A 15,991-nucleotide genomic window follows, 5' to 3' on the forward strand; every position below is an offset into this window, starting at 1 on the left:
CGGCGTGCGCGACGACGGCCTTGAAGGGGCGGCCGCGGCCGTGTTCCCTCTGCGCGGCGTGCGCGGAGCCGTCCAGGCCGGCCAGCAGCGCGGCGGCCTCCCCCGGCCGCGCCAGGTCCGCGACCGGCAGCGCCACCTCCACGCCCCGGGCACGCAGCCCCGCCGCCGCCTCGGCGGCCCCGGCGGCGTCCGCACCGGGGGAGCGGAGCAGCACGATCCGGCGCGCGCCCAGCTCCGCCAGCCGTCCGGCGGCCGCGAGCGCGGCGGGCGTCGTCCCGCCGGTCACCAGGTAGCCGGCCCGGTCCGCCCGGACGACCGCCGGGCTCGGCGGCACCGCGATCTCCGGCGCCGGCTCCGGGCGCAGCACCAGCTTCCCGAGGTGGCGGGCCTGGGCCATCGCGGCGAACGCCTCCCGCGCCTCGCCGAACGGGCGGGCGGTGACCGGCAGCGGCCCGAACTCCCCGCTGTCGAAGCCCTGCACCACCTCCGCGAACAGCTCGGCGAGCAGCTCCGGCTGCGCGTGGAAGGTGTGGTCGAGGTCGACCGCGAACAGCGCCCGGTTGCCCTTGAGGTGGCCGAGGCCGATCGGGTTGTCGTCGAAGATGTCGCGCTTGCCCAGCTCGACGAAGCGGCCGCCCGGCGCCAGCAGCGCCAGGCCGCGCCGCAGCGCCTCGCCGGTCAGCGAGTTGAGCACCACGTCGACCCCGCGCCCGGCGGTCGCCTCGGCGACCTCGTCGGCGAAGGCCGTCGAGCGCGAGTCCATCACCCGTTCCACACCGCCCAGTTCGCGCAGGAAGCGGCGCTTGTCCGGCGTCCCGGCGGTGGCGAACACCCGGGCCCCGCGACGCCGGGCCACCGCCAGCGCGGCCAGGCCCACCCCGCCGCTCGCCGAGTGGATCAGCACCGTCTCGCCCGCCCGCAGTCGGGCCAGGTGGTCGAGCCCGTAGACGGCGGTCAGGAAGGCGATCGGGACGGCCGCCGCCTGCTCGTCGTCCAGCGCGGCCGGCCGCGGCGCCACCAGGTGCGCCTCGGTGGTGGCGTACGCCGCCAGCGCGGACGGCACCACGGCCATCACCCGGTCGCCGGGCCGGAAGCGGTCGACGCCCGCGCCGACCGCACTGACCCGCCCGGCGCACTCGACGCCCAGCGGGACGCTCCCGGCGGCGCCCGGATAGGCGCCCATCGCCTTGAGCACGTCGCTGAAGTTCAGCCCGGCCGCCGCGATCTCGATCTCCACCTGGCCGGGGCCGGGCGCGGTCCGCTCCCAGCGGGTCGGCGTCAGGCTCTCCAGGAGGCCGGGCCGCACCGCCAGGATCCGGTGGTTGGTGTCCAGCTCCGGGTCGAACGGCCGCCGCTGCCACCCGGGTTCGGTGCCGTCCGCGGAGTCCTGCGGCACCCGCACCGGCACGTAGCGGGCCGGGCCGCGCAGCGCGGCGGCCGGCTCCCCGGCGGGGCGCAGCAGCACGTCCAGCAGCCGGGCGGGGTCGTCGCGGCCCGGGTCCGGGTCGAGGTCGACGACCAGCGGGTGCGGCGTGCCGGGCGCGGCCGCGGCCGCGCCGCGCAGCAGTGCCTGGGCCGGGTCGGGCGCCGGATCCCGCTCGCTGACCCGCTGCGCGCCGCGGGTCAGCAGCGCGAGGCGCGGGGCGCCGGGCAGGCCCTCCCCGGCCAGCTCCCGGAGCAGCTGGAGCACCGGGCGCACAACGCGTGCGCGCTCCTCGGTGAGCGGGAACGGCGCGGGCCCGTCCGGCCGGGGGCCGGGGGCGTCCAGGCCCCAGGCGTGGACCACCCCGGCCCACGGCCCGTCGCCCTCCGCGCGCAGCTCCTTGAGCAGGGCGGTGAGGTCCTCGGGGCGGCGCGGGTCGAGTTCGTGGCGCAGCGCGTCCAGCCGCCGGGACCGCTCGCCGGGGGTGACGGTCACCGCGCTGCCGTGCCGGGCCGTCAGCTCGGCGCCCAGCGCCTCGCCGACGCCCGTGCGGTCGGCGAACACCAGCCACCGGCCGGGGGCGCCGGCCGGGGCCTCGTCGGCGCCGTCCCCGGCGGGGGCCCACTCCAGCGCGAACAGGGCGTGCCGGCCCTCCGCGGGCGCCTCGGCCACCGGAGGCACGGGCGCGGCCACGGGCACGGCCGCAGGAGAGGACGGTCCGGCCGGCTCCGGCGCGTACCGGCGGCGCTGCCACGGGTAGTTCGGCAGGTCCAGCACGGCCCGGGACGTCGCCGTCGCGACGTCCTCCGCGCCGTCGCCGCCGTGCTCGCGCTCGGAGAGCTCCACCCCGGACGGCGAACCGCCCCCGGCGAGCCCCCGGAGGGCCCGCAGCGCGGCGCCCCGGTCCCCGGCCGCGATCCGCGCCCGCAGCCGGTGCCGGGCCCGCCCGGCGCCCGCCGTGTACGCGAACGCCGGGTAGTCGGCGTCCGTCAGCCCGGCGAGCCGGTCGTGCAGGGCGCCCGCCAGCGCCCGCAGCGCCTCCGGGGTGCGGGCGGACAGCTCGAAGCCGTCGACCGGTCCCGCCGGCACCGCGCCGCCGTCCTGCTCCCCGGCCGCGCCCACGACCACCTGGGCGTTGGTGCCGCCCATGCCGAAGGCGCTGACCAGCGCGTGCCGCCCGGCGCCCCTCGGCCACGGCCGCAGCGCCGTCGGCAGGGTGATGCCGGTGCCCTCCAGGTCGATCAGCGGGTTGAGGGTGGCGAAGTTGGCCAGCGGCGGCACCTCGCGCCGCCGCAGGCACAGCACCGCCTTCACCAGCCCGATCACCCCGGCCGCCGACTCCGGGTGCCCCAGATTGCCCTTCACCGAGCCGACCGCCAGCTCGGCCCCGCCGTTGCGGCGGCCCAGGGCGGCGGCGATCGCCTCCATCTCGATGGTGTCCCCGAGCGAGGTGCCCGTCCCGTGCGCCTCCACCAGGCCGATGTCGGCGGGCGTCAGCCCCGCGTCCGCCAGCACCGCCTCGGTCAGCGCGACCTCCGACAGCACGTTGGGCGCCGTGAAGCCGGTCGACCGGCCGGTCTGGTTCACCGCCGAGCCGTGCACCACCGCGTGCACCCGGTCGCCGTCGCGCCGGGCGTCCTCCAGCCGCTTGAGGACCAGCACACCGCAGCCCTCGCCCCGGGTGAAGCCGTTCGCCCGGGCGTCGAACGGGCTGCACCGCCCGTCCGGCGAGAGCGTGCCCGCCAGCTGGTGCAGCCGGGTCGCCCGCGGCGACAGCACCAGGTTCACCCCGCCGGCCAGCGCCACGTCGCACTCCCGGCGGGCCAGCGCCTGACGCGCCAGGTGCACCGAGACCAGCGAGGACGAGCAGGCGGTGTCCACCGTGATGGCCGGACCGGCCAGCCCCAGCGCGTACGCGACCCGCCCGACCGTGAAGCAGTGGCCGTTGCCGCCCGCCCAGTGGGTGTCCAGCTCCCCGCTGTGCCAGTCCCAGTACTCCTGCCCGGTGACGCCGACGAACAGCCCGGTGCGGGCCGCGTCCAGCCGGTCCGGCGGGAGCGCCGCGTTCTCCAGCGCCTCCCAGGCGACCTCCAGCAGCAGCCGCTGCTGCGGATCGGTGCCGCGGGCCTCCTCGGCGCCCATGCCGAAGAACTCCGCGTCGAAGTCCATCACCTCGTCCAGGAAGCCGCCGGTGTGCGGCAGCCGCTCCCACTCGGCGGCGAACGGCCCGCGCCGCCCGGCCGGAAGCGGGCCCACCAGGTCCCGGCCCCCGGCCAGCGCCGACCAGTAGCCGTCCAGGTCGGCGATGCCGCCCGGCAGCCGCAGGCCGATGCCGACCACGGCCAGCGGGCCGGTGCCGCTCGCGGCGTCCAGCTGCGCCCGCAGCTTGCGGACCGTGTCCAGCGCCCTGGTCAGCGGCGTGGGCGCGGTGGTCGTCTGCTGATCCGTCATCGCGCTCAGCCCTCGCCGTCGGTCGCCGCGTCCGCCGGGGCGTCCTCGCCCGCCTGCTCGCCGAGCAGCCGCTCGGCCAGCACCGCGGACAGCGCCCGGGGCGTGCCGTACGTCCACAGCAGGGTCGGCGACAGGCGCAGCCCGAACGCCGCCTCCAGCCGGTTGCGCAGCTCCAGGCCCATCAGCGAGTCCAGCCCGAGCGACTTGAACGGCGTGTCCCGGTCGACCGCCCCGGTGTCCAGCCGCAGCACCCGGCCGGCCAGCTCCTGCACCTTGGCCTCCAGCAGCTCCGGCCAGCGCTCCTCGGGCGCGGCCCGCAGCTCGGCGAGGAAGGCCGCGCCCGCGCTGCTGCCGCCGCCCCCGTGCCGGGCCAGCTCGCGCAGCGCGCTCCAGCTCTCCAGCGTCACCGCGTCGGGGTACGCCTCCAGGTACTGCCGCAGGTCGATCGGCACATAGGCGACCACCTGCTCGTCACCGCCCAGGAAGCCCTCCAGGGCCCGCCAGGCCTCCCCGGTGGAGAAGCCGGCCATGCCGCGCTCCGCCAGCCGGTTGCCGCGGTTGTCCTCCGCGGCCGCCAGGCCGACGTCGCTGAACGGCCCCCACTGCACGCTCAGCGCCGGCCGCCCGCGCCGCCTGCGGGAGACCGCCAGCGCGTCCATGAAGGCGTTGCCCGCCGCGTAGGCCGCCTGCCCGGCGTTGCCGAACAGCGCCGCCGCCGAGGAGAACAGCAGGAAGAAGTCCAGCGGGTCGTCCGCGGTCACCGCGTCCAGGTTGGCCGCGCCGTCGACCTTGGGCGCCAGCACCCGGTGCAGCTGCTCCGGCGTCAGATTGAGCACCGTCGCGTCGTCCAGCAGACCGGCCGCGTGCACCACGCCGCGCAGCGGCGGAAGCTGCTCGTGCACCCGCCGCACCGCCGCCGGGTCGGCGACGTCCGCCGCGAAGACGTCCACCCGGGCGCCGCGCGCCCGCAGCGCCTCGATCCGCGCCACCGCGTCCTCGCGCGGCGCCGATCGGCCGACCAGCGCCAGCCGGCCCGCGCCCCGTTCGGCCATGAACTCGGCCAGCGACAGACCGAGCGCGCCGAGGCCGCCGGTGATCAGATAGGTGCCGTCGCCCCGGAACCGGCCGTCGCGCAGCGGCTCCGGCGCCACCTCGCCGACCGTCGCCGGGTCACGGAGCACGAACTTGCCGATGTGGTTGCCGCGCGCCATCTCCCGCATCGCCTCGGCGGCCTGCGCGAACGGGCGGCTCAGCACCGGCAGCGGCCGCAGCCCGCCCTGCTCGACCCGCTCCCACACCTCGGCGAACAGCCGGGTGAACAGGGCCGGACGGCGGGCGATCACGCCCGCGAGGTCCAGCGAGGCCAGCGAGATGCCCTTGCGGAAGGCGTCCAGGGCCAGCGTGCGCCCGCCGTAGATGTCGGCCTTGCCGACCTCGACGAACCGCCCGCCCTCGGCCAGCACCTCAAGACCCAGCGGGATCGCCGCGCCGGTCAGCGAGTTGAGGACGACGTCCACCCCGCGGCCCCCGGTCGCCCCGCGCACGAGGCCCGCCCAGGAGAGGTCCCGGGAGTCGAAGACGTGCCGGACGCCCAGCGCGCGCAGATGGGCGCGCTTCTCCTCGCTGCCCGCCGTGGCCACCACCTCGGCGCCGAGCAGCCGCGCCACCTCGATCGCCGCCAGGCCCAGGCCGCCGGCCGCCGAGTGGATCAGCACCGTCTCGCCGGGCTGCAGCGAGGCCAGGTGCCGCAGTCCGTACCAGGCGGTGATGGTCACCGCCGGGAACGCCGCCGCGTCCTGCGCGGACATCTCCGCCGGCACGGGCTGCGCGTGGTCGGCGAGCACCGTCCAGTGGGTGGCCAGCGCGCCGCCGCTGGTGCAGGCGACCACCCGGTCACCGGGGGCGAAGCGGGTCACGCCCTCGCCGGTCCTGGTCACCACGCCCGCGCCGTCCAGGCCGAGCAGCCGGGCGTCCGCCGACGGGTCGGGGTAGGTGCCCATCACCTTCATCACGTCGATGAAGTTCAGCGCGGCCGCGTCCACCGCGATCTCGATCTCCCCGGCGCCGGGCGCCCGCCGCTCCAGCGGGCGGAACGCCAGGCCGTCCCAGGTGCCCTGACGGTCCGGGGCGAGCCGGAACGGATGCGCCGCGCCCGTCCGCCAGGCCGGCCGGGCCGGCCCCGCCGGGGCGTCCGGCGCCGCCGCGCCGCGCACCAGCCGGCCGACCAGCCGCTCGTCGCCGTGCAGCACCACCTGGTCCGCGCCGTCCTCGGCGGCCAGCTCGGCCGCGCACCGCGCCGCCCAGCCGTCGTCCGCCGCGGCCACGTCCACCAGCACCGGGCGCAGCTCCGGGTGCTCGCCGCGCAGCACCCGGGCGAAGCCCCAGTACAGCGCCGCGCCCGGATCGCCCTCGCCGGGCGCCGAGGCCGGCAGCTGCGCGTCGGCGGTCACCACGACCAGCCGGGGCACCAGCGGGCGGGTCGCACAGGCACGCACCAGCGCGGCCAGCGCCGCCAGACCCGCGCGCTGGGCGGCCGGGCCGGCGTCCGCGCGCGGCGCCACGAAGACCACCCCGGTCAGGCCCTCGACCGAGGCCAGCCGCTCCTCCCAGGCCCCGGCGTCCCCGGCCGCCCCGCCGTCCACCACCCGGGCCTGCGCGGTGCCGCCGAGCGCGCCCAGCGCCTCGGCCAGTTCACCGGCCCGCGACCGGGCCGCCGTGCCACCGGCCGCCTCGACCGCGCACACCGCCCAGCGGCCGGGAGCCGCGGCCCCGCCGTCCTCCGCCGCCCCGCCGTCCTGCGCGCCCTCCGCGCCCTCCGGTCGGGCGAGCGGCCGGAACTCCATCCGGTGGATCCGCTCCGCGTCCGCCGCGCCCGGGTCGGCCGAGGCCGCCAGGGCCCGCATCCGCAGCCCCAGCAGGCTCAGCACCGGCCGCTGCGCTGCGTCGAACAGGAACAGGTCGACCTCCTCGCCGCCGTCCCGGCGCACGGCGTGCGACCAGAGCGCGGTGACCGGCTCCGCCAGGTCCGTGTGCAGGTGGATCCGCCCCACCCCCACCGGCACCGCCGCCTCGTCACCGGGGAACAGCGGGATCGACGCCTGCAGCGCCGCGTCCCACAGCGCCGGGTGCAGCCGGTGCGGGTAGCCGGAGACCAGCAGCCCCTCCGGCAGCCGCACCTCGGCCAGGCTCTCCGCGGCGTCCCCGCGCAGACCCACCACGCCCCGGAACGCCGGACCGTAGTTCAGCCCCCGCGCCGCGCAGTCCGCGTAGAACTCCCCGGCCGGTGCCACCTCCAGGCCGAGCATCCGCTCGGGGAAGGACGGCAGTTCGCGCGCCGTGTCCTCGGCCAGCACCCGCGCCGTGGCGTGCCGCACCCAGCCCTGCGCGCCCGGCTCCAGCGAGGAGAGGGTGAAGCTGCCGCCGCCGGTGACGTCGTCCCGCCAGCCCAGCGCCACCGTCACCGGCTCGTCGGTGAGGGTGAGGTGGCTGTGCAGACCGACGTCGGCGAGCGTGCGGTGCGCCCCGCCGGTGCGGGTCAGCGCCGTGCGCAGCGCCAGCTCCAGCATCGCGGTGCCGGGCAGCACCACCGCGTCGTACACCCGGTGGTCGCTCACCCAGGGCAGGTCGGCCGGGGCCAGCTCCAGCGTCCCCGACCAGGCACCCTGCTCGGTCACCGACGGCACCAGCTGCAGCGCGTCCCCCGCGCCGCCCGCGGTGCGCCGGCGGGCCGGCTCCACCCAGTGGGCGGTGCGCTGCCACGGGTACGGCGGCACCGGCGCCCAGGCCGACCGGGGCAGCGCGCCGAACGGCTCCAGACCGCTCACGTACGCCCGCGCCATCGACTCGCGCAGCATGCCCGGCGAGCCCTGGTCGCGCCGCAGCGTCGACAGCACCTGCGGCGGGACGGGCCGCTGCGCGGCCAGCTGCTCCAGCGCCGGGGTGAGCACCGGGTGCGGGCTGATCTCCACCACATGGGTGACCCCGGTGTCGAACAGCCGCTCCATCGCGTCGGCGAACAGCACCGGACGGCGCAGGTTGTCCACCCAGTACCGGGCGTCCAGCTCGGGGCCCTCCAGCGGCGCCACCCGGACCGTCGACATCAGCCCGACGGTGCCGCGGCCCGGGCGCACCGACCGCAGGGCCGCCAGCAGGTCGTCCTCCAGCTCGTCCATCTGTGGGCTGTGCGAGGCGTAGTCCACGTTGACCAGCCGGCAGAAGGTGCCCTCGGCCTCCAGCAACTCCTTGAGCGCCAGCACCAGTTCGGTGTCCCCGGAGAGCACGCAGCTGTTCGGCCCGTTGTTCACGGCCAGCGAGACGCCCTCCTCGAAGCCGGACAGCGCCGCCTTCGCGGCGTCCAGCGAGAGGTCCACCGCCAGCATCCGGCCCTTGCCCGAGGTGCGCCGGGCGATCGCGCTGCGCCGGGCGACCACCATCGCGCCGTCCTCGTAGGAGAGGATGCCCGCGGCGGTGGCCGCGGTGACCTCGCCCTGGCTGTGGCCGACCACGACGTCCGGCTCCACCCCGGCCGCCCGCCACACCTCGCACAGGCCCAGCGAGACGGCCCACAGGGTCGGCTGGAGCATGTCGATCCGCGACAGCCACTCCTCGCCGGCCTCGCCGGAGACGACCTCCACCAGGTTCCAGTCGGTGTACGGCTCCAGGGCCTTCGCGCAGCGGCGGATCACGGCGGCGAACACCGGGTCCGAGGCGAGCAGTTCACGGCCCATGGCGTGCCACTGGGAGCCCTGGCCGGGGAAGACGAAGGCGGTGCGCCCGTGCGGCGCGGCGCGTCCGGTGACCACCCCGGCCCCGGCGGCGCCGGGGTCGGCGGCCAGCCGCTCCAGGTGCCCGGCCGCCTCGTCGGCGCCGGCGGCGGTGACGGCCGCGCGGACCGGGAACTGGTCGCGCTGCCAGGCGAGGGTGCCGGCCAGCTCCGGGAGCGCGGCGGCGCCGGAGACCAGCACCTCGCGCAGCTCGCGGGCGCGCTCGGCGAACGCCTGCTCGTTGTGCGCCGACACCGGCAGCAGCACCGCGCGGTCCGCCGCGGCCGGCACCGCGCCGTCCGGCACCGCGCCGTCCGTCGCGGCGGGGGCGGGCGCGGGGGCGCCCGGCGCACCGGTCAGCACCACGTGCGCGTTGGTGCCGCCCCAGCCGAAGCTGCTCACGCCGAGGAACACCTGCTCGTCGGCGGGCAGCGGCAGCGGCTCGCGGACCACCGTCAGGTTCAGCTCGTCGAAGGCGATGTCGGGGTTGAGCTCGGCGGAGTGCAGGCTCGGCGGCACGACCCCGTGACGCAGCGACAGCAGCGCCTTGAACAGCCCCGGGATCCCGGCGGCGGCCTCCAGGTGGCCGATGTTGGTCTTCACCGAGCCGATCGGCAGCGGGCCCGCGTCCGCGCTGCGGGCCTGCCCGAGGACCCGGCCGACGGCGCCGGCCTCGATCGGGTCGCCGACCGCGGTGCCGGTGCCGTGCGCCTCCAGGTAGGCGACCCGGTCGGCCGGGATGCCCCACTGCCGGTAGGAGTCGCGCAGCAGCCGCTCCTGGCCCAGCGGGCTGGGCGCGACGACGCTCTGGCCGCCGCCGTCGTTGTTCACCGCCGTGCCGGCGATGACGCCGTGGATCCGGTCGCCGTCGGCGAGCGCGCGGGCGACGGTCTTCACGTACAGGGCGCCGACGCCCTCGCCGCGCACGAAGCCGTTGGCCCCGGCGCCGAAGGCCTTGCAGCGGCCGTCGGGGGAGAGGCCGCCGAAGTAGGTCAGGCCGATCGAGGCGGTCGGGTCGAGCATCAGCGCGACGCCGCCGATGATCGCGGCGTCCACCTCGCCGGCGCGCAGCGCCTGGGCGGCGAGGTGCGCCGCGACCAGCGCCGAGGAGCAGCCGGTTTCCACGACCAGGCTGGGGCCGGTGAGGCCGAGGAAGTAGGAGACCCGGGCGGCGATCATGTCGAGCGCGTAGCCGGGGGCGGTGTGCTGGGTGACGCCGCTGCCGCTCTTGCGGCCGACGTGCTCGTAGTCGTGCCAGCCGGCGCCGACGAAGACGCCGGTCCGGGTGCCGGCCAGCGCGCGGGCGGGCGTGCCGGCGTCCTCCAGGGCCCGCCAGGCGGCCTCCAGCATCAGCCGCTGCTGGGGGTCGAGCATCTCGGCCTCGCGCGGGGAGATGCCGAAGAAGGTGGCGTCGAACCGGTCGACGTCGTCGAGGAATCCGCCGACGGCCTGGATCTCCCGCTGCGGGTCGAGCTGGGCGGTGGCGTCCCACCGGGCGGCGGGGACGGGACGGATGGCGTCGCGCCGCTCCGTCATCAGCCGCCAGAAGCTCTCCACGTCGGGGGCGTCGGGGAACCGGCCCGCCATGCCGACGACGGCCAGGGCCTGGGTCGGGTCCTGGACCACAGGGTCTGTGTGCATGTCCTCTTCCTCCGGCATCCGGGGTGAGCGGGCTTCGGGCGTGGCCGGGCACCCGGCCGGGGCGTGCGGGGGCGCACGGGCGGACGGGGACCGGTCGGCGCGGGCAGGGATCGGGGCCTGCGGGGCGCGCGGGCGGTGGTGGGCGTCGGGGCGGACGGCGGTCGGGGTGACGGATGGGTGCGGATGGGCCGGGCGGGGCGGACGGGCCCTGCGCGGCAGTCGGTCACCAGTGCGCATCGTGGTCCTGGTGGGTGACCGGCGACAAGGCTTCGACCTGCTTCCACTGACGTTTGTCACGTCCCTCTCCCCGGGCACCGGGTCGCCCCCCGGGGCCGGGATAGGTTGAGGGGTCGGCGGATGACACGCGTAGATCCGCGGCTCCGCCGGCTCCTCGGGTCCTGCCGCGGACATGTCCTCACCCGGACATTCGCAACCCGTCGACGGGGCCGGACGGCCGGCCGCACACTGGGCCGCGGCCGAAACGATCACCAGGAGTGTCCCGTCCCAGGGACCCTCGGGGGAGACCTGATGATGACCATTCGTGTATTGGTAGCCGACGAGCAACTCCTGCCCCTGGACGCGATCGCCGAGGTGCTGGCGTCCGTCAAGGACTTCGAGGTCGTCGGAGCCGTGAGCCGCAGTTCGATGATCGTCCCGGTCGCGGTGCGCCGCCGTCCGGACGTGGCGGTGCTGGGGATGGGCCCCACCCAGGGCGGCTTCCGGCTGGTGCGGGAGCTGGGGCGGCGCCTGCCCGACTGCCGGGTCGTCATCATGACGGCCCGGCCCACCCGGACGCTGGTGGACCGCGCGGTGTCCGCGGGCGCGCGGGGCGTCGTCACCAAGCAGACGAAGATCCCCTGCCTGGTCGACGCCATCCGGGACGCCGCCGTCGGCAGACCGGCCGGCAGCAGACCGGTGGCCGGGAGACCGGCGGCGGGCCACGTGCCGGAGCCGCCGGCCCGCCCGGCCGCCCCGGCGCCCGTCGCCGAACAGATCCTGAGCGAGCGCGAACGGGAGATCCTGCGGCTCACCGCCACCGGCGCCTCGGTCAAGGAGGTCGCCCGGGAGCTTTACCTCGCGGCCGGCACCGTGCGCAACCTCACCTCGGGCGCCATGCGCAAGCTCGACGGACGCAACCGCTTCGACGCCGCCCGGATCGCCTCCGAACGCGGCCTGCTGTAGCGGACGGCCGCCCGTGGACCGCGGGTCAGGGCGCCGCAGCCGCCGGCGCCCGCCACGGTTCGTGCTCCAGCAGCCCGAGCCGGGTGGCCCGCACCATCGCGGTGAGCCGGTTGTCGGTCTCCAGCACCCGCAGGATCTCGGCGACGAAACGCCGCACCGTCCGGTCCGAGTAGCCGAGGTGACGGGCGATCGCCTTGTCGGTCGCCCCCGAGGCCATCATGTGCAGCACCAGCCGGTGGGTGCCGGAGAGCACCTGCGCCGGATCGTCGGCCCGCCGCCGCCGGGTGTACGGCGCGGCCGTCGACCAGCTGTGCTCGAAGACCCGGGTGAACACCTGCGCCAGCAGCCCGCAGTCGATCACCACGTGGCGGCGCGGGCCCCCCGGCTGGGAGCGGGTGACCACCTTCTCCTGGTCGACGATGACCAGCCGCAGCGGCAGCGACTCGGCGGTGCGGACCTCGGCGCCGGCCTCCTGCAGCGCGTCGACGTACTCGACGACCGCCGGACTGCCCAGGGCGGAGGCGGGCGCCACCACCCGGCACTGGACACCCCGCTTCAGCAGCTCCACGTTCTCGTGCACGGACGGCTGCAGCGGCTCCGGCTCCGCCGCGTGCGGCAGCATCACCGCCACCTCGGAGCGGCTGGCCGCGTGCAGTTCCCCGAGCCGGCGCAGCAGGTGCTCGCGCGAGTCGACCACCTCGACGGCCGAGCTCCCCGCGGCGGCGGGCGGAGGGGCCATCAGGCCGTCGGCGAGGTCGGAGATGAGGTCCTGCGCGCGGGTGAACTCGGCCAGCCGCTCCTGCTGGTCGGCGACCAGCCGTCTGAGCACCCGCTGCGGCGGATCGACCGGCGAGTCCGGATCCCGGTCCAGGAGCCCGTGCCCGGCCAGCCAGTCCACGGCCTCCCGGACGTCCTCGGAGCAGGCGCCGAGCCTGCGGGCGACCTCCGCCGGATCCGTGCGGCCCTCTTCGGTGCGGAGCATCGCGTGGTAGACACGGTACGCAAAGCGAGCATTGGTCCCGGTTGCCGCCGTCATCGCCTTGAACTCCAACCGTAGATCCGGTTCACGCGGGGGAATGTCTCGGGGAACACCGGGGGAGACCGATTCCCCCGGACTTGGGTGGCGACACTACTGCAAGGACTTGACTGGTCAAGGGTGCCGGGGTTGAACTCCAGGCGTTCCCAGCGGAGTGACGTTACGTCAGTGTTTCGCTCCTTACGTGCCGTCCGCGTCCGGCCCCCGGGAACCGCGCCGCGCGGGCCGTCGCAGCGGAGCAGTTCGTCTCCCGGTCCCCGGCCCGCCCGCGCGGGACGACCGGCCGGTGGGGAGCGGCAGTCTCCGGCGTCAGCAGTGCCACCCGGGCCGGATCCGGGAACGCCGGCTCCGCCGCGCCCCGTCCGGACCCCCGCACGACCCGACCACCCACCGCCGTCGCCCCCGCGGACGTCACGGCCGGCGCACCGGCGGCCGAACACCTCTCCGCACGACGGAACGTCTGATCTGTCGTCAAAGTTCCTGGTTTTCCTGCGAACTTGTGTGAAGTCCCTTTAAGCTCCCCTTAACAATGACGGCTTTCCGTCACACGCGCACTCCCGTACGGAGTCGGGGCGGCAGGCCCAACTGTCTGATGAGAGCAGGGATGACGACGACACATGATCAGGAAACCGGTGCCGCGCGCGGCCCGGGACGGCGGCCACCGGGTCCGGTCGGCCGCCGCACCGTGGGGGGCGCCGCGGCGCTGCTCCTCGGAATCGGGGCGTGCTCGCTGCTGGCCGCCCCGGCCGCGTTCCCGCAGCCGGCCGACGGCACGGTGACGGTCCGCGTGGTGCGGGCCGTGGACACCGACGGCGTGTGGCAGGCCGCGCTGGAGCCCGGCATGGCCGGCGTCAGGGTGACCCTCACCGACGACGCGGGAGCGGTCGTCGAGGGCACCACGGCGGCCAACGGCACGGTGACGCTGACGCCCGGCACCAAGCTCACCGGCGGCAAGTACCGCGTCCAGGTGGTGAACCCGAAGCCGGGCACGCTCCACCCGGCGTTCGCCTCGCGGAAGGGGCTGGAGGGCGCGCCCACCCAGCTCAGCAGCAACGAGGAGTTCGTCGACGTCACCGGCGGCAAGAACGTGGAGCTCACCACCGGGCTCTGGAGCCCCGGTGACTACTGCCAGAAGAACGCCCCCCTGGTGACGGCCTGCCAGCCCACCACCCGCGAGGGCGGGGCCCAGCGCACGCTGGTCTCCTTCCCGTACAGCGCGCGCGGCCAGGAGGGCGTGGACGTCAAGGCGACGAACCTCGCCACCAACGCCGACACCGGCACGCTCTACGGCATCGCGTGGAACAAGGCCGACCGGCGGGTGTTCTCCTCGGCGGTCGCCAAGCGGGCCACGGACTACGGTCCCGGCGGCGCGGGCGGGATCTACGTGACCGACGTGGAGACCAAGAGGACCACGCTGTTCACCACCGTCCCGAACACCGGTACCACCGCCCACGGCGGCGGCACCGACGACGGGTTCATCGGGGCTCCGGGCAAGGAGAGCCTGGGCGGCATCAAGGTCACCGACGACGGCAAGGACCTCTTCGTCGTCAACCTCCACGACCGCAAGCTCTACCGCTACGACGCCACCGCGCCCACGGCCTCCGCGCCGAAGGCGGCCTACCCCGTTCCGGACCCGGGCTGCCCGGCCGCCGTCGACTGGCGTCCGTTCGGCCTCGGCCTCCAGGACGGCACCGGCTACCTCGGCGGCGTCTGCTCGGGCGAGTCGACCGGAAAGGCCTCCGACCTGCGTGCGGTGGTGCTGCCGTTCGACCTGGCCACCGGGGCGTTCGCGGCGCCGGTCCTGAACCAGCCGCTGGACTACCCGCGCCAGTCGACCGTCGGGGGCGGCGCCTGCGACGGCGCTGCCTGGTTCCCGTGGACCGACACCTGGCCGACCTCGCAGAACGGCAACCCCTGCGGTTCCACCCTCATCGCCCAGCCCGAACCCGAGCTGGGCGAGATCGCGTTCGAGACCGACGGCTCGATGCTGCTGGCCTTCCGCGACCGCTTCGCCGACCGGGCGCCGTCCGGTGTCCCCTACTCCACCGTGATGTCGGGCGGTGACCTCAACAAGGCCTGCCCGGCGAACGGCGGCTACGTGATGGACACCAACAACGGATGCGGACTGGCCCCCCGGGGCACCCGCTTCTTCGACACCGCCTGGGGCGGTCACCGCAACACGGCGTTCGCGGGCATGGCGGACTCCAAGGTCGAGAACACCATCGCGACCTCGGCGTTCGACCCCAACCACACCGCCCTCGGCTACGGCACCTCGTTCCTCCAGCGGGACGGCAAGCAGGACCCGAAGTTCGGGTTCCGGCTCACGCCGAAGGACGAGGTGTCCCCGTTCGGCAAGGGCGCCTCGATGGGTGACCTGGAGGTGCTCTGCGACCAGGCCCCGCTCCAGATCGGCAACCGGGTCTGGTACGACCCCGAGCGCAGCGGCATCCAGCGCCCGGGCCAGAAGCCCGTGCCCGGAGCGACCGTCAACCTCTACGACGAGACGGGGAAGCTCGTCGGCACCACCAGGACCACCGAGCGCGGTGAGTACTACTTCGACGACTCCAACGTCACCGGCGGCCTCAAGCCCCGGACGAAGTACACCGTCCGGCTGGACAACCCCGCCGACTACGCCAAGGGCGGCCCGCTCCACCAGTGGGTGCCGACCGACGCGGACGCCGGCGACAACGCGTTCATCAACTCGAAGGGCATCGTCCCGGCGGGCGGGCAGTACGCCGAACGGGCGCTGACCACCGGTGGACCGGGCGAGAACGACCACACCTTCGACTTCGGCTTCCGGCAGCAGGAGGGCGCGCTGCGCCTGGTCAAGCACGACCAGGACGGCAAGCCGCTGGCGGGCGCGAAGTTCCGCCTGTGGAAGGAGAGCAACGGCACCGACGGGCTGCAGAGCACCGGTGACAAGCCCGACACGGCGGTCGGCGACCCCTGCACCACCGGGGCCGACGGCATCTGCCTGGGCAGCGGTGTGGTGGGCTCGTACTACTGGCAGGAGGTGAGCCCGCCGGAGGGTTACTCCGCGCCGGAGAAGACGGTGTTCGGGCCGCTGGTGCTGAACGCCGACAACCTGGCCGCCGGAGTCGAGGTGACGGCCGTCAACCGGCTGATCCCGACCCCGACGCCCAGCCCGACGGCCACCCCGACGCCGACGGCGACGCCCACCGAGACGCCGACGCCGACGCCGACCCCCACCCCGACGCCGACGCCGACGGCTCCGCAGACCCAGGCGCCGGCGCTGCCGTCCCCGGCCGCGCCGCCGCCGCCGGCGCCGGCCGCCCCCGCCCCCGGATCGCACCTGGCCAACACCGGGGCGAACGAGGGCATCCCGGTGATGGCCGCCGGTGCGGGCACGCTGACCGTGCTCGGCGCGGGCCTCGTGCTGCTGGCGCGCCGCCGCCGGACCCGGCAGCAGTAGCCCGACCCCGGTGGCGCACCCCCGCCCGTGCGGGGGCGTGACGCCGGAACCAGGGCGGGTCC

General features: G+C 76.2%; 5 protein-coding genes. 2 read left to right on the forward strand and 3 right to left on the reverse strand.

The features are described 5' to 3' along the window. A partial coding sequence (locus ACFXAM_RS31605; RefSeq protein WP_380296436.1) for a beta-ketoacyl synthase N-terminal-like domain-containing protein occupies positions 1–3,874 on the reverse strand: 3,874 nt, incomplete at its 3' end. Between the two features lie 5 nt (positions 3,875–3,879). Beyond that, entirely contained in the window at positions 3,880–10,278 is a 6,399-nt protein-coding gene (locus ACFXAM_RS31610) for an SDR family NAD(P)-dependent oxidoreductase (RefSeq protein ID WP_380296438.1), read from the reverse strand. Between the two features lie 531 nt (positions 10,279–10,809). On the opposite strand from ACFXAM_RS31610, the gene ACFXAM_RS31615 reads away from it, so the two are divergent. Further along, positions 10,810–11,460 carry a LuxR C-terminal-related transcriptional regulator gene (locus tag ACFXAM_RS31615; protein WP_380296440.1) on the forward strand — a complete coding sequence of 217 codons (651 nt, stop codon included), beginning with the start codon at positions 10,810–10,812 and terminating at the stop codon, positions 11,458–11,460. Positions 11,461–11,485: 25 nt separating this feature from the next. Here ACFXAM_RS31615 and ACFXAM_RS31620 read toward each other — a convergent pair whose 3' ends face one another. Further along, the gene (locus ACFXAM_RS31620; RefSeq protein WP_380296442.1) at positions 11,486–12,442 is read right to left on the reverse strand and encodes a LuxR C-terminal-related transcriptional regulator; all 957 of its coding nucleotides are present in this window, start codon (positions 12,440–12,442) and stop codon (positions 11,486–11,488) included. 739 nt (positions 12,443–13,181) lie between these two features. On the opposite strand from ACFXAM_RS31620, the gene ACFXAM_RS31625 reads away from it, so the two are divergent. Continuing rightward, positions 13,182–15,929: an SdrD B-like domain-containing protein gene (locus ACFXAM_RS31625; protein ID WP_380296444.1), complete on the forward strand. Its 2,748-nt coding sequence runs from the start codon at positions 13,182–13,184 to the stop codon at positions 15,927–15,929. Positions 15,930–15,991: the final 62 nt, after the last annotated feature.

This window comes from Kitasatospora sp. NPDC059462 (assembly GCF_042749955.1).
GTDB lineage: Bacteria > Actinomycetota > Actinomycetes > Streptomycetales > Streptomycetaceae > Kitasatospora.

What these genes read in the sequence shown, in the direction of transcription:
- ACFXAM_RS31610 (WP_380296438.1), bottom strand. Translation starts at nt 10,278, where the DNA reads ATGCACACAGACCCTGTGGTCCAGGACCCGACCCAGGCCCTGGCCGTC.
- ACFXAM_RS31615 (WP_380296440.1), top strand. Translation starts at nt 10,810, where the DNA reads ATGACCATTCGTGTATTGGTAGCCGACGAGCAACTCCTGCCCCTGGAC.
- ACFXAM_RS31620 (WP_380296442.1), bottom strand. Translation starts at nt 12,442, where the DNA reads ATGCTCCGCACCGAAGAGGGCCGCACGGATCCGGCGGAGGTCGCCCGC.